The sequence below is a fragment of the Agrobacterium sp. ST15.13.015 genome (assembly GCF_027871645.1).
Classification (GTDB): domain Bacteria; phylum Pseudomonadota; class Alphaproteobacteria; order Rhizobiales; family Rhizobiaceae; genus Agrobacterium; species Agrobacterium leguminum.
Map to the genome: position 1 here is coordinate 1 of NZ_JAQAHF010000029.1, position 19,184 is coordinate 19,184.

At 61.0% G+C, this 19,184-nt stretch carries 18 protein-coding genes; 9 read left to right on the top strand and 9 right to left on the bottom strand.

From position 1 onward, the window contains the following. Positions 1-219: 219 nt before the first annotated feature. The 5 genes from PIB16_RS25670 to PIB16_RS25690 form a co-directional block, all read right to left on the bottom strand. Complete coding sequence (locus PIB16_RS25670; RefSeq protein ID WP_065655920.1) at positions 220-1,044, bottom strand: class I SAM-dependent DNA methyltransferase; 825 nt, start codon at positions 1,042-1,044, stop codon at positions 220-222. Positions 1,045-1,128: 84 nt separating this feature from the next. Beyond that, positions 1,129-1,395 (bottom strand): usg protein, encoded by a 267-nt coding sequence (locus PIB16_RS25675; protein ID WP_003522173.1) that lies wholly within the window; start codon positions 1,393-1,395, stop codon positions 1,129-1,131. 168 nt (positions 1,396-1,563) lie between these two features. Continuing rightward, complete coding sequence (locus PIB16_RS25680) at positions 1,564-2,394, bottom strand: ABC transporter permease (RefSeq protein WP_271046602.1); 831 nt, start codon at positions 2,392-2,394, stop codon at positions 1,564-1,566. Continuing rightward, entirely contained in the window at positions 2,391-3,194 is an 804-nt protein-coding gene (locus PIB16_RS25685) for an ABC transporter permease (protein WP_059760406.1), read from the bottom strand. The genes PIB16_RS25680 and PIB16_RS25685 overlap by 4 nt, the downstream gene beginning before the upstream one ends. A 112-nt stretch (positions 3,195-3,306) precedes the next feature. After that, the gene (locus PIB16_RS25690) at positions 3,307-4,080 is read right to left on the bottom strand and encodes an ABC transporter substrate-binding protein (protein WP_125146937.1); all 774 of its coding nucleotides are present in this window, start codon (positions 4,078-4,080) and stop codon (positions 3,307-3,309) included. Between the two features lie 336 nt (positions 4,081-4,416). On the opposite strand from PIB16_RS25690, the gene PIB16_RS25695 reads away from it, so the two are divergent. Next, positions 4,417-6,651 carry an OmpA family protein gene (locus PIB16_RS25695; RefSeq protein WP_271046603.1) on the top strand — a complete coding sequence of 745 codons (2,235 nt, stop codon included), beginning with the start codon at positions 4,417-4,419 and terminating at the stop codon, positions 6,649-6,651. A 287-nt stretch (positions 6,652-6,938) separates the two neighbouring features. Here the strand turns inward: PIB16_RS25695 and PIB16_RS25700 are convergent, their stop codons facing one another. Together PIB16_RS25700 and PIB16_RS25705 are read right to left on the bottom strand one after the other, a co-directional pair. After that, positions 6,939-7,862: a pseudouridine-5'-phosphate glycosidase gene (locus PIB16_RS25700; RefSeq protein WP_127758003.1), complete on the bottom strand. Its 924-nt coding sequence runs from the start codon at positions 7,860-7,862 to the stop codon at positions 6,939-6,941. Positions 7,863-7,891: 29 nt separating this feature from the next. After that, entirely contained in the window at positions 7,892-8,833 is a 942-nt protein-coding gene (locus PIB16_RS25705) for a carbohydrate kinase family protein (protein WP_271046604.1), read from the bottom strand. A gap of 246 nt (positions 8,834-9,079) precedes the next feature. Between PIB16_RS25705 and recA the strand changes: the two genes are divergently transcribed. Further along, positions 9,080-10,165 carry a recombinase RecA gene (recA, locus tag PIB16_RS25710; protein WP_003525161.1) on the top strand — a complete coding sequence of 362 codons (1,086 nt, stop codon included), beginning with the start codon at positions 9,080-9,082 and terminating at the stop codon, positions 10,163-10,165. Between the two features lie 232 nt (positions 10,166-10,397). Then, entirely contained in the window at positions 10,398-13,061 is a 2,664-nt protein-coding gene (gene alaS / locus PIB16_RS25715; RefSeq protein ID WP_125146940.1) for an alanine--tRNA ligase, read from the top strand. Positions 13,062-13,158: 97 nt separating this feature from the next. Here the strand turns inward: alaS and PIB16_RS25720 are convergent, their stop codons facing one another. Both PIB16_RS25720 and PIB16_RS25725 read right to left on the bottom strand, forming a co-directional pair. Further along, positions 13,159-13,785: a glutathione S-transferase family protein gene (locus PIB16_RS25720; RefSeq protein WP_065655929.1), complete on the bottom strand. Its 627-nt coding sequence runs from the start codon at positions 13,783-13,785 to the stop codon at positions 13,159-13,161. Between the two features lie 317 nt (positions 13,786-14,102). Continuing rightward, positions 14,103-15,317, bottom strand: coding sequence for an NADP-dependent isocitrate dehydrogenase (locus PIB16_RS25725; RefSeq protein ID WP_271046605.1), 1,215 nt, complete (start codon positions 15,315-15,317; stop codon positions 14,103-14,105). Between the two features lie 216 nt (positions 15,318-15,533). Between PIB16_RS25725 and PIB16_RS25730 the strand changes: the two genes are divergently transcribed. From PIB16_RS25730 to PIB16_RS25755, 6 genes are all read left to right on the top strand, one after another. Next, positions 15,534-16,067, top strand: coding sequence for a hypothetical protein (locus PIB16_RS25730; RefSeq protein WP_173999952.1), 534 nt, complete (start codon positions 15,534-15,536; stop codon positions 16,065-16,067). Positions 16,068-16,205: 138 nt separating this feature from the next. Beyond that, positions 16,206-17,039 carry an RNA methyltransferase gene (locus PIB16_RS25735; protein WP_271046606.1) on the top strand — a complete coding sequence of 278 codons (834 nt, stop codon included), beginning with the start codon at positions 16,206-16,208 and terminating at the stop codon, positions 17,037-17,039. After that, positions 17,023-17,844, top strand: coding sequence for a glutamate racemase (murI, locus tag PIB16_RS25740; protein ID WP_271046607.1), 822 nt, complete (start codon positions 17,023-17,025; stop codon positions 17,842-17,844). Before PIB16_RS25735 ends, murI begins: the two co-directional genes overlap by 17 nt. 378 nt (positions 17,845-18,222) lie before the next feature. After that, positions 18,223-18,462, top strand: a complete 240-nt coding sequence (locus PIB16_RS25745) for a hypothetical protein (RefSeq protein ID WP_059760384.1) — start codon at positions 18,223-18,225, stop codon at positions 18,460-18,462. A gap of 97 nt (positions 18,463-18,559) precedes the next feature. Beyond that, positions 18,560-18,856, top strand: a complete 297-nt coding sequence (locus PIB16_RS25750) for a type II toxin-antitoxin system RelE/ParE family toxin (RefSeq protein ID WP_078052769.1) — start codon at positions 18,560-18,562, stop codon at positions 18,854-18,856. Further along, entirely contained in the window at positions 18,853-19,140 is a 288-nt protein-coding gene (locus tag PIB16_RS25755; RefSeq protein WP_020810458.1) for a HigA family addiction module antitoxin, read from the top strand. The genes PIB16_RS25750 and PIB16_RS25755 overlap by 4 nt, the downstream gene beginning before the upstream one ends. The last annotated feature ends 44 nt before the right edge of the window (positions 19,141-19,184 follow it).

The window sequence follows — 19,184 nt, forward strand, 5'->3', positions numbered from 1 at the left end:
CCGGGCTCATCCACGGGATCAATGTCCCCAGGGGGGATCGGTCTTCCATCCGCCACCGCACAAGCGACAATAGCACAGCGCGGCGAAATCAAGTTACAAGGGGGCAAGGGTAGAGATATGCGGAGAGCTAGCGCCCTCATCCGACCTTCGGGCCACCTTCTCCCCGGGGGGGAGAAGAAAACTGCCGAAACGTCGGGGGCACAAGCCTCCTATGTCGCATCAGCCCTTTAGCTTGGCGATCACCAGATGGCCGGGTGTCGGATTGCCGTCCTGCATGCGCACGTTGATGTCGGTCACCTCGAGAACCTCGAAACCGGTCGCGGCCAGTCTTTCGCGGACATAGGTTTCCGCATGGGCGAAACGCTGGTGCGGGCCGACCATATAGGGGCGTCCGGCCAGGGTTTCTTCGGGCAGGGTTTCCGACGAGAAGATCAGCAGGCCGCCGGCATTGAGGTTTTCGGCGGCGCCGAAAAACAGCGGCTCCAGCGCGCCGAGATAGGGCAGCACATCGGTGGCGGTGATGATGTCGAAAGGCTCGTCGTCGTTATCCTCGAGAAAATCCTCGGCTTCGGCGACGTAGAGCGTCTCGTAGAGGTCCTTCTCATGGGCGATTTCGACCATGTTTTCGGAAATGTCGATGCCGGTGATATCGTCGGCCATGTCGCGCAGCGCTTCGCCGGTGAGGCCGGTGCCGCAGCCGAGATCGAGCAGGCGCTTGAACGGGCCGAGGTTCAGCGTCTGCAGCCGCTGGCGCACCATCATCGGCACAGCGTAACCGAGCTGTTCGACAAGAATATCCTCGAAAGCTTCGGCGTGCTGGTCGAACAGGGTTTCGACATAGGCGTCGGGCGCCTTTGGCGGGGTTTCGCCCCGGCCCATGGCGGCGATGCGAACGGCCGCTCCGCCGTGATCGTCGGGATCGATGGCCAGAACCTCTTCATAGGCCTTCACCGCCGCGTCCACATCGCCGGCTTTTTCAAGCGCGAGCGCGCGGTTATAGGCCTCGGCAAGCGCCTCTTCGTCGATTTTCTGGTTCTTGGTCATCGTGCCTTATCCGTCAGCATCTTCAGTTGAGGTTTGCTGTAAGCCGCATCGGGGGCGGGCGCAATGTTTATGTGGTGCGACGGCTCAGTGGATGATGAACTCCCCCTTGAGCGCGCGCCATTCCTGCGCCGAGATGACCTGCCGGTGCACGTAGCGGACGGAATGCAGCGGTCCATCGAGCTTTTCCTTCCAGAATTTGAGGAAGCCATGCATCTCAGGGAAGTCCGGGGCAAGATCATAGTCCTGCCAGACATAGGTCTGGAGAACCAGCGGATGATCCGGCAGGCGATAAAATATCTGGGCGGTGGTGAGGCCGTAGCCCCTCAACATCATTTCCATGTCCTTGTTCATGACGGCGGTTCCCGTTTCCATGATTGCCGATCACAGCGTTACCGCTGTATCGAATATGGGAACACGTCATGGTTAATCCAAGCTTGCCAAAGACATGGGTTGTCACAAAATATTTATATTTTTCAAAATGTTGGCAGCCTTCATTGATGAGTGCTGCCAACGTTTCCACTAGCGCTTGAGATGCCGCGTCAGGCGGGCTTCCAGCCATGCCCAGACATGCCGTAGCGTTTCGACGATCGTCAGGTAAAAGATCGCGGCCCACAGATAGGCCTGATAATCGAAGGTGCGGGAAAAGGCGTAGCGGGTCTGGCCCATCAGGTCGAAGACGGTGACGATAGAGACCACCGCGGAACCCTTGATCATCAGGATGATTTCGTTGCCATAGGGACGCAGCGCGACGATGAGCGCCTGCGGCAGGATGATCTTGCGGAAAGTGATGAGTTTCGACAGGCCGAGCGAGGCAGCGCCCTCATGCTGGCCGCGCGGCACGCTGCGGATCGCGCCGCGCAGGATTTCGGCCTGATAGGCGGCAGTGTTGAGGGTGAGCGACAACAGGCCGCAATACCAGGCCTCGCGGAAGAACCACCATAGGCCGACGGTTTCCAGCCCCTGGCGGAAACTGCCGAGGCCGTAATAGATCAGGAAAAGCTGCGCCAAAAGCGGCGTGCTGCGGAAGACGTAGACATAGGCATAGGCCAGCGCGCCGATGATGCGGTTTTCCGACATGCGGCCGAAGGCGATCGGCACGGAAAGAATGGCGCCGAGAATGATCGAGCTGCCGACGAGGGTGATGGTGGTGATGAGACCGTCGATATAGCGCGGCCCGTAACGCTGGAATTTGTCCCAGTCCCAACCCTCGATCATGGCGAAGATCAGCCCTGCGGCGAGCAGCAGCCAGAGCGTGATGACGGCGATGCCGACGATGCGCGAAATATTGAGCGGCTTGTCCGCAACGGCCGGGGCGGGGCGGGGGGGAATGAGTTCCTGAATATGGCTCATCGGCTTACCTCCGACTTGCGCGACCAGCGATCGATGAAGCCGATGCCGATGGAGGAAAGCAGCGCGAGGATGAGGTAGAGCAGGCAGGCGATGCTGTAGAAGAAGAAGGCTTCCTTGCTGACGCGGGCGGCAATGCCGGTCTGGCGAACGATATCGGCAAGGCCGATGATCGAGACGTAAGAGGTGTCTTTCAGCAGGATGACCCAGAGATTGGTCATGCCGGGAAGGGCGATCCTGACCAGCTGCGGAATGATGATGAGCACCATGGTGCGGCCCCGCGAAAGCCCCAGTGCCGCGCCTGCCTCATATTGCCCCTTCGGTATGGCCTTGAAGGCCGAGAGCAGCACTTCGGACGCATAGGACGAAAACACCACGGACAGCGCCACCATGCCCGCCACGAAGGCGTTGATCTCGACCGGACCGGTGATGCCGACATAACCGGCCACCGATTGCAGCAGCATCTGGATGCCGTAATAGACGATGAAAAGCGTCAGCAGTTCCGGCAGGCCGCGGAAGATGGTGGTGTAGATGCCGGTCGCCAGCCGCAGCGATTTTTCTTCCGATTGTGCGGCGAGCGCGATGAGAAAACCGATCAGCAGCCCGACGGGCAGGGTGGCGAGCGCCAGCGAGATGGTGACCTTGACGCCGAAGGCGATTTCATCGCCCCATCCTGCATCGCCGCAGGCGACCAGGGTGCCGTTTCCGAAAAGCGAGAAGAGACCGACCGGCCCGCAGAAGGGATCGAGAAGTGTCGAGACATAGGTCCAGAACGCACCTATGGCGGAAAATGCTCCGCTCATGCCAATTTTCCCCTGCGGTCTTAAGCCGCCGTGATTGTTATCGTGACGTTTTCAAACAAAAATGGCGGAAGGGCAAGCCTTCCGCCACGAGATTTCAACAGATCGAACCGGCTTAATCGCCGTAAACGTCGAAATCGAAGTATTTTTTGTTGATCTCCTGATACTTGCCGCTGGCGCGAATGCCGGCGATTGCGGCCGTAAACTTGTCAGCCAGCGCCGTGTCGCCCTTGCGCACAGCAATGCCTGCGCCATTGCCGTTGATCTCGGGATCGACCTTGAGCGGCGTCAGGATCTTGCAGCAGGCGCCCGCATCCGTCTTCAGCCATTCCGACAGCACGACGATATCGTCGATGACGGCGTCGATACGGCCATTGGCGATGTCGAGCTTATATTCGTCGGCGGTCGGATACATCTTCACGTCGGCATCGGGGAAGTGCTTTTCGGCATAATTGGAGTGGGTGGTGGAACCCTGCGCGCCGAGCGACTTGCCCTTTAGGTCTTCGACGGACTTGATCGGCGAATCCTTCGGCACGGCGATGGCCGGCGGGGTGTTGTAATATTTCTTGGAGAAGTCGACCTTCTCGAGACGCTCGGGCGTGATCGACATGGACGCGATGATGGCGTCGAACTTCTTGGCCTGAAGGGCGGGGATGATGCCGTCCCAGTCATTGGTGACGAAGGTGCATTCGGCCTTCATTTGTTCGCACAGCGCCTTGGCGATGTCGATGTCGAAGCCGGTCAGCGTGCCGTCGGCTTCGAGATTATTGAAGGGCGGATAGGCGCCTTCGGTGCCGATGACGATCTTGTCCTGCGCGAGGGCAGCACCTGAAAACAGCGAGATGGCGGCAATCGATACGGCTGCGAGCAGACGGGTGGAAATAGGCATTTCGATCCTCTCTTTTGGTCGTTCATCCGCGGTCTGTTGTTGTTTTCAGTGCGGACGCCATGAGCGCAGGGCGCAGCGGATGATACCGCCTGTGGCCTTCAGCGCGGATGCGATTATTCATCCGGTTGGTCAAAAAATGCAACTGCAATATTAGTGACCGCGATTGTGCCGCAGAGCTTCCACGAAAACGCCTTGATCTGTTCATTTCCGGTACAGAAGGCTTTGTCCATCATGGGAACCGAAGTGTGTGCGAGGCGTTGACCAGCGCCTGCACGCGCAGCCGGAATCAAGATGTCGCAAGACTGGCGACCAATAATGGCAGATGAGGAAACACCGATGCTGAAGAAGAACACATTGCTGACGGGGGTGGTTTTCCCCCTCATGTCGCTGGCGATTGCGGTGGAGCCGGCCGCGGCCGGTTTTGCCGGTGCTGCACGGGCGCAGACGCCCGTGTCGCAAGCGCTTCCCGGCGATGCTGCGACCGGTCAGGTGATTCTGGCGCAGGCGCAGCCGGAAGAACCGAACCCGGAAGAGGAACTGCGCAAGCGTCGCAAGCAGGCCGAAGAGGAGCAGCCGCAGGCCGAGCCGCAACGACAGGAGCGTGCGCCGGAGCCGCAGCGCGAACCGGAGCCCAAGCGCGAAGCCGCGCCTGCCGAACCGCGCCCTGAGCCGCAACGGGAGCCGCAGCCCGAACCCCAGCGGGAACCGCAGCAGCGTGAGGCCCGCCCGGAGCCCGCGCCGGCCGAGCAGCCGCAGGAGCGTCCCCGCAAACCCGAACGCGCGCAGGAGCCGCAGCGCGAGGCCGCACCCGAAGCCGCACCTGCCGAAGAGCAGCCGAAGGAACGTCCGCGCAAGCCGGAACGGGCCGAGCAGCCCGCAGGTGAGGGCGAGCAGCGTCCCGAGCGTCCCCGCAAGGAGCGCGCGAAGGAACCTGCTGCCGAGCAGGAGCCCGCGGCACGCCCTGAAAATGCCGGCGAGCCGGCCAAGCCCCGCGAACCGGCACCCGCCAAAAAGCCGCCGGTAGAGGAAAAGGCCCCGGAACAGAAAGCCGAGCCGGCCGAAAAAGCCGTTCCGGAGAAAAAGCCGGCCGCCCCCGAGCCCGCCGCTAAGGAAGCACCGGTTCCGACCGAAGCGCCGACGCCCGCGCGTCCGCCGGCACCTGAAGCCCAGCCCAACCCCGCGCCGGGCCGTCAGCCTTCGGAACAGCCGCCGGTAGAGGGTCAGGGCAGGACCGAACCCGCAGCCCCGCTGCCAGGCGCGCCGACGCCGCCGCCGAGCGGTACGACAACCGGACAGGCGCCGGCCGGCGAACCCGTTCCCAATCAGGTTGCTGTTCCGCAGACGGAAGCGCCGCCGATGACGAAGGAAGAGCTGGACAAGGCCAAGGCAATCGCCAAGGACCCGTCTAAGACCGCCGATACCGTCATTCTGCCGGTCGACAAGGGCGCCGCCGTTCTCGACAGCGACAAGGAAGTGGAACGTTCCGGCAACCGCCAGACCCGCGAGGAGCGCCGTCGCGAACGCGAGCAGGCCGGTGACGTGAAGGTTCCAACCTCCGACGCGGAGGCGCAGCGCGCCGGCGCCGCCGAAGGCAAGGCCCCGCCGCCGCCCGTCAAGATGGAAGCCATCACCTCGCAGCAGGGTGAGCGTGTCGACCGTCGCCCGCAATATGAGCGGCCGGAAGGCGTGCGCGAATGGCAGCCGCGCGAAGGCCGTCCGCGTGATCGCGACCGCGATGCGCCGATCATCCTGCAATTCGGCGACCGTGTCGTGGTGCGCGGCGACGACAACCAGCGCTTCATCCGCGATGGCGGCGAGCCCTATTACGAGCGTCTGCCCGGCGGCCGTGTCCGCGAAACCGTGGAGCGCCGTGACGGAACGCAGGTGGTGACGATCCGCAACCGTTATGGCGACGTGATCCAGCGCTCGCGCATCGATGATCGCGGCCGCGAATATGTGCTGTTCTATGCGCCGGAGCTGATGGAAGATCCCGACCGCGACTACGTCTATCGCGATCCGGGCCTTGACCTGCCGCCGATGCGCCTGCGCATTCCCGTGACGGACTACATCATCGACACCTCGAGCGATCCGGACCGCGATTATTATCGCTTCCTGGAACAGCCGCCGGTCGAGCCGGTGGAGCGTGTCTATTCGCTGGATGAAGTGCGTTATTCTGCCCGTATCCGCGACAAGGTGCGCCGTATCGACCTCGATACCATCACCTTTGCCACGGGCAGCGCCGAAATCCCGATGACGCAGGCCCGTTCGCTGCGCAAGGTGGCGGATGCGATCAACAAGGCGCTTGACAAGAACCCGGGTGAAACCTTCCTGATCGAGGGCCATACCGACGCCGTCGGTTCGGATGAAAGCAACCTCGTGCTTTCCGACGAGCGCGCCGCTTCCGTCGCCAACGTCTTGACCGATGTTTACGGCATTCCGCCGGAAAACCTGGCGACGCAAGGCTATGGCGAGCGTTATCTGAAGGTCCAGACGCTCGGCCCGGAACAGCAGAACCGCCGCGTCACCATCCGCCGCGTGACGCCGCTGGTGAAGCCGGTCGCCCAGAATTGATCGGGTTCGACAGGAAAAACAAAGGCCCGGAAGCGCAAGCTCTCCGGGCCTTTTTTGTTGCTTACGATGTCCCCAGCGCCGAGGCGTTTGGCAAAGCTGGATAATCCGCAATCCGTCACCCCGGACCAGATCCGGGGTCCAGCGTGATCAAGTCCTTGATCACGAAAGACTCTTTCACGGCGCAGACGCGCCGTGGCTGGATGCCGGATCTAGTCCGGCATGACGGAGGAGAGGTTTTCGAACCCTGCCGTCACCCGCAAACTTGAGGATGATCCCAACCCCGGCGGCTAGTTCAGCGCCACCGCGATTTCCGCAGCCAACTGCGCATTGTTGCGCACCAGCGCGATATTGGTTTCCAGGCTGCGTCCATCCGTCAGGCGGAAGATGTCGCCGAGCAGGTAGGGGGTGACTGCCTTACCGGTGATATCGTCGCGCTCGGCGTGGGAGATGGCGCGGTTGATGTAGATTTCCATTTCCTCGCGCGGAATTTCATCCTCTTCCGGCACGGGATTGGCCACCAGCATGCCGCCATCGATGCCGAGCTGTTCGCGGGTTGTCTGGAAATTGGCGATTGCCGCCGGGCTGTTGAGCGAGAGCGGGCTCGGCAGGCCGGAGGAGCGCGACCAGAAAGCCGGGAATTCTTCCGAGCCGAAAGTGACGACCGGCACGCCGTTGGTTTCGAGAACCTCGAGCGTCTTCGGAATATCGAGAATGGCCTTGGCGCCGGCGCAGACGACGATCACGCCGGTCTTCGCAAGCTCGGTCAGATCGGCGGAGATGTCGAATGTCTCTTCAGCGCCCTTGTGCACGCCGCCGATGCCGCCGGTGGCGAAAACGCGGATGCCGGCGCGGGCGGCGGCGATCATGGTGGCGGCCACCGTGGTGGCGCCGGTGCGGCGCTCGGCGATCGCAAAGGCGATATCGGCGCGCGAGACCTTCATGGCGTCGGTGGTCTGGGCCAGCGCCTCGAGCTGGTCCTTCTCAAGGCCGATATGCAGGGTGCCGTGAATGACCGCGATGGTGGCCGGAACCGCACCCTGATCGCGGATGATCTGTTCGACGCTTTCCGCCATCTCGATATTGCCGGGATAGGGCATGCCGTGGGTGATGATGGTCGATTCAAGCGCCACGATCGGCGCACCGCGCTGCTTGGCGGCGGCGACTTCCTGAGAATAGACGATGGGCAGGAGCGGGGAGATAGGGCGGGTCATTTCATCTGTTCCAGTTTTTAAAAGCGGGTTCATGCCAGCATTTCAGCCCGGGGAACAAGCCCCAACATGGCTTCGACACTGTCTTTTGATAGTTCGTGGGAGGTGGCGAAGGGCGATTGCACGGTGATGGCCGCTGCCGCCGCGCCTTGCCTCAACGCTTCCGCAATCGTCTTTCCCTCGGCGATGGCGGCGAGATAACCCGACGCCATCGCGTCGCCCGCGCCGGTCACGTCCTTCACCTCGCGGATGAGGGGCGGATGGAGGATCGCCGTCTCCGTTCTGCTGAAGGCCACCACCTCGCTCGCGCCGTGGGTGACGACGCCGCCGGCAAGCCCGGCCTTGCGCAGGATGTCGGGCCAGTCGCGGACATTGGCCGTCGTTTCGCCGGTGAGCGCGCGGGCTTCCGCCTCGTTCATGAAGAGAATGTCGATATCGCCGAGCGCCGCTTTCAGCTTCACCGCCTTGGCGGGGGATATGGCGATGGCCGCCAGCGGCTTTTCGCAGGCGCGGGCGACGAGGCCGAGCGCCGTCAGCGTGTCTTCCGGCAGATTGGCATCGCAGAGCAGGATGTCGCTCGCCGTGATCGCCTCGCGCACGGCGCGTATCTTGAGGCGGCGCGGGGTGAAGAGCTTGTAGAGGTCCATATCGGCCAGCGCGATGACCAGATTGCCGTCGCGCTCCAGAATGGCGGTGTAGCTTGGCGTACGGCGGTCGAGGAATGTGAAGGGCGTGTCTTCCACGCCCGCCTGCCGTGCGGCCTCCGCCACCGCCTCACCGGTGACGTCGCCGCCGCGCGGGGCGATGATGCGGACCTGAAAACCGAGGCGGGAAAGATTGCGCGCGGCGTTGAAACCGCCGCCGCCGGCCTCTTCCATCCAGGAGCCGGGGTTGCTCGCGCCGGGCGCGGTTTCAGTCTCGATCATGCCGCGCCTGTCGATATGCGCGCCGCCCAGAACGAGTATTTTCTTCACGCTTGCGTTTCCCTCTTTGACGGATGGAAAGACCGGACGATTCGGCCTAAACTGACGTCTTCCTGACCTCGCATCCGGTTTGCGGCCATGGGCCGGGCACGGAAAAACGAAAGCAGAACAAACGACTTATCGCTATTTGTTTTCAATATGCTGGCTCAGCCTTGCGAAATGAGAACAAATAGAGTACATACCGTTTCCATACTGCTTCATTGCCTGTGCGGCTTCAATAACCTAAAGGTGGTTCGGATGGCACAAAATTCTTTGCGTCTCGTAGAGGATAAATCGGTGGATAAAAGCAAGGCACTGGAAGCGGCGCTCTCCCAGATCGAACGGTCGTTCGGCAAGGGATCGATCATGAAGCTCGGTTCCAATGAAAACGTGGTTGAAGTGGAGACCGTTTCGACGGGTTCGCTCAGCCTGGATATCGCGCTCGGCATCGGCGGTCTGCCGAAGGGGCGCATCATTGAAATTTATGGCCCGGAAAGCTCGGGCAAGACGACGCTGGCATTGCAGACCATTGCCGAAGCCCAGAAGAAGGGTGGCATCTGCGCCTTCGTGGACGCCGAACATGCGCTCGATCCGGTCTATGCCCGCAAGCTTGGCGTGGATCTGCAGGGTCTTCTGATCTCGCAGCCGGATACGGGCGAACAGGCGCTGGAAATTACCGATACGCTGGTGCGTTCCGGCGCGGTTGATGTGTTGGTCGTCGACTCCGTTGCGGCGCTGACGCCGCGGGCCGAAATCGAAGGCGAAATGGGCGACAGCCTGCCGGGTCTTCAGGCCCGTCTGATGAGCCAGGCGCTGCGCAAGCTGACCGCTTCGATCTCCAAGTCGAAGTGCATGGTGATCTTCATCAACCAGATCCGCATGAAGATCGGCGTCATGTTCGGTTCGCCGGAAACGACGACGGGCGGTAACGCTCTGAAGTTCTATGCGTCCGTTCGTCTCGACATTCGCCGCATCGGCTCCGTCAAGGAGCGCGAAGAGGTTGTCGGCAACCAGACGCGCGTCAAGGTCGTCAAGAACAAGATGGCGCCGCCCTTCAAGCAGGTGGAATTCGACATCATGTATGGCGAAGGCGTTTCCAAGACCGGTGAGCTTGTCGATCTCGGCGTGAAGGCCGGCATCGTCGAGAAGTCCGGTGCATGGTTCTCCTATAACAGCCAGCGGCTGGGGCAGGGGCGTGAGAACGCCAAGATATTCCTGCGCGACAATCCGGAAACGGCCAATGAGATCGAACTGGCGCTGCGCCAGAATGCCGGCCTGATCGCCGACCGCTTCCTGCAGAATGGCGGCCCGGAAGCCGGTGACAGCGACGGTGACGACGGCTGATTTGGGTGACGCCCCGGGGTGTGTTCCGCCCCGCTGCTGCGCTGGATATGAATTGGCATTACAAAAAGGCCGTGCGATTTGCCTCGCATGGCCCTTTTTGTTTGTCGGCGCGCCTTCGCGGGCCTCCATGGCTGGACAGGGCCGGGTGCGGACGATAAAAGCCAGTGATTTTGCAATATAGCCATCCTTCGGGGTGGAAGTGATGGACTCCAGCTGTGAGCGGTGTGTGGGCATGAGCGGTGTGAATGAAATTCGGTCGACCTTTCTCGACTACTTCAAGAAGAACGGACACGAGATCGTGCCCTCCAGCCCGCTGGTGCCGCGCAACGATCCGACACTGATGTTCACCAATGCCGGCATGGTGCAGTTCAAGAACGTCTTCACCGGTCTTGAAAGCCGTCCCTATTCCACGGCCGCTTCGGCGCAGAAGTGCGTGCGCGCCGGCGGCAAGCATAACGACCTCGACAATGTCGGTTATACCGCCCGTCACCACACCTTTTTCGAAATGCTCGGCAATTTCTCCTTCGGCGATTATTTCAAGGAAGAAGCGATCACCCATGCCTGGAACCTGATCACCAAGGAATTCGGCATCGACCGCAACCGTCTGCTGGTCACCGTCTACCACACCGACGACGAGGCCTTTAACCTCTGGAAGAAGATCGCCGGTTTCTCTGACGACCGTATCATCCGCATCCCGACCAGCGACAATTTCTGGGCGATGGGCGATACCGGCCCCTGCGGTCCGTGTTCGGAAATCTTCTACGATCATGGCGATCATATCTGGGGCGGCCCGCCCGGCTCGCCGGAAGAAGATGGCGACCGTTTCATCGAAATCTGGAACCTCGTCTTCATGCAATATGAGCAGCTGACGAAGGAAGAGCGCATCGACCTGCCGCGTCCGTCGATCGACACCGGCATGGGTCTTGAGCGCATTTCGGCGCTGCTGCAGGGCAAGCATGACAATTACGATACGGACCTGTTCCGCGCGCTGATTGCCGCTTCCGTGGAAGCAACCGGCGTTCCGGCCGAAGGCGAAAAGCGCGCCAGCCACCGCGTCATCGCCGACCACCTGCGGTCGTCCGCCTTCCTGATCGCCGACGGCGTCCTGCCGTCGAACGAAGGTCGCGGTTATGTTCTGCGCCGCATCATGCGCCGCGCCATGCGCCACGCCGAGCTTCTCGGCGCGCGCGAGCCGCTGATCTACAAGCTGCTGCCGGCGCTGGTGCAGCAGATGGGCCGCGCCTATCCGGAACTGGTCCGTGCCGAAGCGCTGATTTCCGAGACGCTGAAGCTTGAAGAAACCCGTTTCCGCAAGACGCTGGAACGCGGCCTGTCGCTGCTTTCCGATGCGACGTCGACGCTGCACAAGGGCGACATGCTGGATGGCGAGACCGCCTTCAAGCTTTACGACACCTATGGTTTCCCGCTGGACCTGACGCAGGATGCGCTGCGCGCCCGCGAAATCGGCGTCGATATTTCCGGCTTCACCGATGCGATGGAGCGCCAGAAGGCCGAAGCCCGCTCGCACTGGGCCGGTTCCGGCGACAAGGCGACCGAGACCGTCTGGTTCGAGCTCAAGGAAAAGCTCGGTGCGAGCGAATTCCTCGGTTACGACACCGAAACCGCCGAAGGCGTCATCCAGGCAATCGTCAAGGATGGCAAGTCGGTGGATAGCGCTGCCGATGGCGAGACGGTGCAGGTCGTCGTCAACCAGACGCCGTTTTATGGCGAGTCCGGCGGCCAGATGGGCGATACCGGCGTGATTTCCGGCGACAATGGCGCCTTTGCCGTTTCCGATACCCAGAAGAAGGGCGAAGGCCTCTTCGTGCATTTGGGCACGGTCTCCAAGGGCGGTCTGAAAGTTGGCGATGCCGTTCAGCTGACGGTCGATCATGACCGCCGCTCGCGCCTGCGCGCCAACCATTCCGCCACCCATCTGCTGCACGAGGCGCTGCGCGAAGTGCTCGGCACCCACGTTGCCCAGAAGGGTTCGCTGGTTGCGCCCGAGCGCCTGCGTTTCGACGTTTCGCATCCGAAGCCGATGTCGGCCGAAGAGCTGAAGGTCGTCGAAGAAATGGCGAACGAAATCGTGCTGCAGAACTCGCCGGTCGTGACCCGCCTGATGAGCGTCGACGACGCCATTGCCGAGGGCGCCATGGCGCTGTTCGGTGAAAAATATGGTGACGAAGTTCGCGTTGTCTCCATGGGCACCGGCCTGCATGGCGCAAAAGCTAACCGTCCCTATTCCGTCGAGCTTTGCGGCGGCACGCATGTGGCGGCCACCGGCCAGATCGGCCTCATTCGCATTCTCGGCGAAAGCGCCGTCGGTGCGGGCGTGCGCCGTCTCGAAGCCGTGACCGGGCAGGGCGCGCTTGCCTATCTGGCCGAACAGGATGAGCGTGTGAAGGCGCTCGCTTCTTCGCTGAAGGTGCAGCCGGGCGATGTACTGTCGCGTGTCGAAGGTCTGCTCGATGAGCGCAAGAAGCTGGAGCGCGAACTTGCCGATGCCCGCCGGAAACTTGCCATGGGCGGCGGTTCGGCGGATGCCGGCGCAAGCGACGTCAAGCAGGTCGCGGGCGTCAACTTCCTGGCAAAATCCATGTCCGGCATCGATGCCAAGGACCTCAAGGGTCTTGCCGATGAGGCCAAGGCCAATCTCGGCTCGGGCGTCGTGCTGTTGATCGCCGTTTCCGAAGACGGCAAGGCAAGTGCTGTCGCTGCCGTGACCGAAGATCTGACGGCCCGTTTCAGCGCTGTCGATATCGTCCGCACCGCTTCCGCCGCACTTGGCGGCAAGGGCGGCGGCGGTCGCCCTGATATGGCGCAGGCGGGTGGTCCCGATGGCGCAAAGGCGCAGGATGCCATCGAAGCGGTGGCAGCGGCCCTGGCGGCCTAGCCAGTGTAAATTGAAAAGGGCGGGGTTTTACCCCGCCCTTTTGCTTTCGGTTCAAGCCTTCCGGTGCACGGACGGTTGGTGCAGGTCTTCCCGTCTCTCAGCCCGCCGCCTGCAAATCCTTTGCCGCTTCCTCATCTAGTTGTGCTGCCCGCTTGAAGGCCGGGCGGTCGGTGAGGTGGGCCATGTAATCGAGAAAGGCCGGGCGTTTTTCGATGGTGCCGAAATGCAGGCCCCAGCCGACATGGGCGCCGACATAGACATCCGCCGCCGTGAAGAGATCGCCGGCGATGAAGCGGTTTTCGCTGACGGCCCGCTCCAGTGTATTCATCACATCCGCATAGCTGCCGCAGCCGGCCATGCGCAGCTTCTCCTTGGGCACTTCGAAACCCATCGCCTTCATGCTCGCTGCCATTTCCAGCGGGCCTGCGGCGAAGAACATCCAGCGATAATAGAGCCCGCGCGCCTTGGGTGTGGGCGCAAGGTTCGCGCCGGGAAAGGCATCGGCGAGATAGGCGCAGATCGCCGCCGCCTCTGTGACGATGGTATCGCCGTGTTTGATGGCGGGCACCTTCGCCATCGGATTTATCAGCCGGTAGGCTGGCGATTTCATCGAGGTCTCGAAGCCCAGTATTTCCGTTCGGTAAGGAACGCCCACTTCCTCAAGCATCCATCGCGCGATGCGTCCGCGCGACATGGGGTTGGTGTAGAAGATCAATTCACTCATGCTTTTGCCTCCCCAAGCAAAATCGTTGAAGCATTATGGGAAAACCGATGCGGATTTCGCGCCTGCGCTTCGCATTTTTAAAGTTCGCAACATCCTTCGCGTGTTCCCTAAGATCGCGCCGATGCTCCGATGAACGTTTGACTGTGCCGGGCAAGTTATGTGCAAATAGATGCTGTTTAAGCTTTGTCTTATTGTTGTACTGGCCGCAGCACGCGGAATCGGAGTCTGCGCCTAGTACAACGGCTAATCAAGATACTGTGAACAAAAAAGAAAACCCGGCGCTGAGGCCGGGTTTTGAAGTCGCTGGGAAGGCCGGCTTAAGCCGCCATTGCCTTCTTGAGGTTTTCGTCGATCTTGTCGAGGAAGGCGGTGGTGGAAAGCCAGGGCTGGTCCGGTCCGATGAGGAGCGCCAGATCCTTGGTCATGTAGCCGCTTTCGACGGTGTCGACGCAGACGGTTTCGAGCGTTGCCGCGAACTTTGCCAGTTCCGCATTATCGTCCAGCTTGGCGCGGTGGGCGAGGCCACGGGTCCAGGCGAAGATCGAGGCGATCGAGTTGGTCGAGGTTTCCTGACCCTTCTGGTGCTGGCGGTAGTGGCGCGTGACCGTGCCGTGTGCGGCTTCGGCTTCGACCGTGCGGCCATCGGGAGACAGGAGAACCGAGGTCATCAGGCCGAGCGAGCCGAAGCCCTGTGCGACCGTGTCGGACTGCACGTCGCCGTCATAGTTCTTGCAGGCCCAGATGTAGCCGCCGGACCACTTCAGCGCGGAAGCGACCATGTCATCGATCAGGCGGTGCTCGTAGGTGATGCCGATTTCGTCGAACTGCTTCTTGAATTCGTTCTGGTAGACTTCTTCGAAGATATCCTTGAAGCGGCCGTCATAGGCCTTGAGGATGGTGTTCTTCGTGGAAAGGTAAACCGGCCACTTGCGCATCAGGCCATAGTTCATGGAGGCGCGGGCGAATTCGCGGATGGATTCGTCGAGGTTGTACATGGCAAGCGCCACGCCGGCGCTCGGGGCGTCGAAGACGTCCTTCTCGATGACCTGGCCGTCTTCACCCACGAACTTGATGGTCAGCTTGCCCTTGCCGGGGAACTTGAAATCAGTTGCCTTGTACTGGTCGCCGAAAGCGTGACGGCCAACGACGATCGGCTTGGTCCAGCCGGGAACGAGGCGCGGAACGTTCTTGCAGATGATCGGCTCGCGGAAGATGACGCCGCCCAGAATGTTGCGGATGGTGCCGTTCGGGCTCTTCCACATCTGCTTCAGGCCGAATTCCTCGACGCGCTGCTCATCCGGGGTGATGGTCGCGCACTTGATGCCGACGCCATGCTTCTTGATGGCGTGCGCCGCATCGACCGTGACCTGGTCGTTGGTGGCGTCGCGGTTTTCAACCGAGAGGTCGTAATATTCGATGTCGAGATCGAGGTATGGCAGGATCAGCTTGTCCTTGATGAGCTGCCAGATGATACGGGTCATTTCGTCGCCGTCGAGATCGACGACCGGATTGGCTACCTTGATCTTTGCCATGAATTCCTCACCTTCGAAGCTGTGGCGCCGGATGGCGCCGGTATCCGGAAAAAATATCCGGTGCGGCTATAGCATCGCGCGCGCCTGAGGCAAAGCCATGGGGGGCGCTTTTTTGGCGCAGCGCAATAACGCTTTGCGCATTGCCAAACCACAATGCCGGAATACAGTCAGGCGAATCGCTTCGCCCGCCTGTCGGGCCTATCCCGGGATCACATCATGCGGAATATTCTGCTTCTAACTGCCGCCGTCCTCTTTTCGCATAGCGCGCTCGCCGCCGGGCCTGCCGATCCCGTTCAGAAGGTGATGGATATCACCGTCAAGAACTGGTCGGGCGAGGCGGAAAACTGGAAATACGTTTTCGACGAGGACATGCTGACCAGCCTCTTCAGCAAGGATTTCGTCGCGCAATATCGCGAAGCCTCCAAGAAGCCGGCTTACGAGGCCGAAAGCGGCGAGACCGGCGATCCCTTTGGTTACGATGTCGTGACGAACTCGCAGGATGGCTGCCCGCTGGCCGATGTTTCCGTGACGCCGGGCGCGGTGAAGGACGGCGTGACGGACGTGACCGCAAAGTTCAAGCTCTGGGCCTGCATGGATGAGGCGGAGATGAAGGCGACGGTTGACGAAGTGCATTTCGATGTCATCGAGGAAGACGGCCGCCCGGTCATCAGTGATATTCATCGGGTTGGCGATGAGGGCAGGGATTCGCTGCGCGAAGAAATGACGAATATCATCAAGGGGGAGCAATAAGGGGCGTCTTGCCAGCGGGGTGGAGCCAGGCTTTCTCCGCGCCGGCTTTGATTTTGGCGCCGATCTGTGCCAGTGAAGCGCGCTTTAGCGCGTCGGGCTGAAAATCGATGCGACGCTTCAACACACGGACAAAAGACGATGGCAGGCACAAACAGCGATCTCGAACTTGTGGCGGAAGGCCCGGCGATCATTCTCGTCGAACCGCAGCTCGGCGAAAATATCGGCATGGTGGCGCGGGCCATGGCCAATTTCGGCCTGGCCGAATTGCGTCTGGTCAATCCGCGTGACGGCTGGCCGAGCGAGAAGGCGCGCGCCGCAGCCTCCAAGGCCGATCACGTCATTGACGCCACGAAGGTATTCGAGACGCTGGAAGAAGCGATCAAGGACCTGAACTTCGTTTATGCCACGACCGCGCGCGAGCGCTACGGTTTCAAGCCGGTGCGTGCGCCCGTCACCGCCGCCGATACGCTCAGGGCAAAATTCAAGGCTGGCGAAAAGACCGGTATCCTCTTCGGCCGCGAGCGCTGGGGGCTGACCAATGAGGAAGTGGCGCTGGCCGACGAGATCGTGACATTTCCGGTCAATCCCGCTTTTGCCTCGCTCAATATCGCGCAGGCCGTGCTTTTGATGTCCTATGAATGGATGAAATCCGGCATGGACGATCTGGGAGAGACGCTTTTTCAGTCCGTCGAGCAGCGTCCTTCGACCAAGGAACAGGTTTTTGGCCTGTTCGAACATATCGAGGAAGCGCTGGATGCGCGGGGTTATTTTCATCCCGCTGAAAAAAAGCCGAAAATGGTCGACAATCTGCGCGCCGTGCTGTCGCGACGCGGTTTTTCCGAGCAGGAAATCAGCGTTTTCCGTGGCGTGATCAATTCGCTCGACCGCTTTCCACGGCAGTGGCCGAAGCAGGCGGGAAGGGCAGCGGGGCCAGCGGCCGAGGGAGCAGGGGAGAATGCTGAAGACGAGTGAGGCGGCGGCCGATGTGCTGAAACCGGTGCTGGTGTTCGATTCCGGCATTGGCGGGCTGACCGTGCTGCGCGAGGCGCGGGTGCTGATGCCCGAGCGCGGCTTCATCTATGTGGCCGACGATGCGGGTTTTCCCTATGGCGGCTGGGAGGAGGAAGCGCTGAAGGCGCGCATTCTCTCGCTCTTCGACAAGCTGCTGGACGACTATAGCCCCGAAGTCTGCATCATCGCCTGCAACACCGCCTTCACGCTCGCTGGCGCAGATCTTCGCGCCCGCTTTCCGGATATGACCTTCGTTGGCACTGTGCCCGCCATCAAGCCGGCAGCGGAGCGCACCCGCTCGGGCCTCGTTTCCGTGCTGGCGACACCGGGCACCGTCAAGCGCGCCTATACGCGCGATCTCATCCAGTCCTTCGCCAGCCAATGTCATGTCCGCCTCGTCGGCTCTGAAAACCTGGCGCGCATGGCAGAAAGCTGGATCAGGGGCGAGCCGGTTTCGGATGAGGCGGTGCTTGCCGAAATCGAACCCTGCTTCATCGACAGCGAGGGAAAACGCACGGATATCGTCGTTCTTGCCTGCACCCATTACCCCTTCATGGCCAATCTGTTTCGCAGGCTGGCGCCATGGCCGGTGGATTGGCTTGACCCCGCCGAGGCGATTGCGCGGCGCGCGCGCCACCTTGTGCCGCTGCCGCAGGATGCCGAGCATCCGGATGGTTTCGATTTTGCCGTCTTCACCTCCGGCAAGCCGGATTTCGCCACCCGGCGGCTGATGCAGGGTTTCGGTCTCAGCGTTTCGGTGGCCTGAGCGCCTGTTGCATTTTTGCATCTGTTTTATCCGTCTTTTGCAATTCGAGATTGCGACCACTTGTCGCGCCGGATTTCTTGTGTAAGATGCACCTTGTCTGTAACCGCTATAAATGGAGGCGTGGAATGACCAATGACATCAATATGCGCCTTAACGGCATGTCAGGCCTTTCCGGCATGTTTATCGGCGGTTATGTGATGCGAGGCATCTCCCTCCGATAAGGCTTATGGCCTGATTTCCCTGCCGTTTGGCATTTTCACTTCGTCCGACATGTGACTTGCGCGTTTGCGTGGCATGAGTGCTGCGCGCACCGTTTCGGCATGTCGTTTTCCATCGATAAAGGACCTGGCCGCTTTGCCGCGCCGGGATGGATTTCCCATGCAGAAAAATCAACCATTGGTAGCATATGCGCTGCCGGATGCGGTCGATCGCTTGTTCGTCACATTCGGTGTCTGGAAAACCCTGAAAGCGGTTCTCATTGCCGCACTGGTGCCGCGTGCACCGCCGACCGATCCTGCCGATCTGCCAGAGCGCCTGCTGGTCGATATCGGCCTTGACCCGTCGCGGGTGAAGCGGCGGCGGGATTGGGAGGTCCCTCACTGGGCGCCCCGGTTTTGATTGGCAAAGGCCTCTCCGGTAAAGAAATGTCGGGGTGGCCGCCGCATCTCTGCCGTTACGTATCGTATAGCGATGCGATACAGGATACGCTGTTCTTATGATCGTCAGTTTCCGACACAAAGGACTGGAAGCTTTTTATCGTTCCGGGACGACCAAGGGTATTCAGCCTGCGCATGCCGCCAAGCTTGGCCGAATACTAACCTTGCTTGAGGTTGCGGCAGGCGTTCCCGATCTTAATCTTCCTGGTCTTAAACTTCATCCGTTAAAGGGTGACATGAGGGGCCACTGGTCCATATGGGTGAATGGAAACTGGCGTGTGACGTTTCGATTTCTGGATAGCGACGTCGAACTTGTCGACTATCAGGATTATCACTTAAGGGAATTGTTCCAATGATGAAATTTCCTGTTCATCCCGGTGAGTTGTTACGGGAAGAGGTTATTGCCGCACTTCAGCTTTCCGTAACAGACGCTGCTGAAAGGCTTGGAATGTCGCGCGTAGCGCTTTCGCGGGTCTTGAACGGACGGGCAGGGGTCAGCCCAGACCTTGCCTTACGGTTGGAGCGGGCAGGGGTCAGCACCGCGCGGGCATGGCTTGCCATGCAGTCGAATTACGATCTTGCACAGGCGATGAAACGTGAGCAGCCGCCCGTTCGTCCGTTGGATGACAGGGCGGCATAATCTTCGAAGATTTGGCTTGATACCTTCTGGTTTTGGTGGCTTGC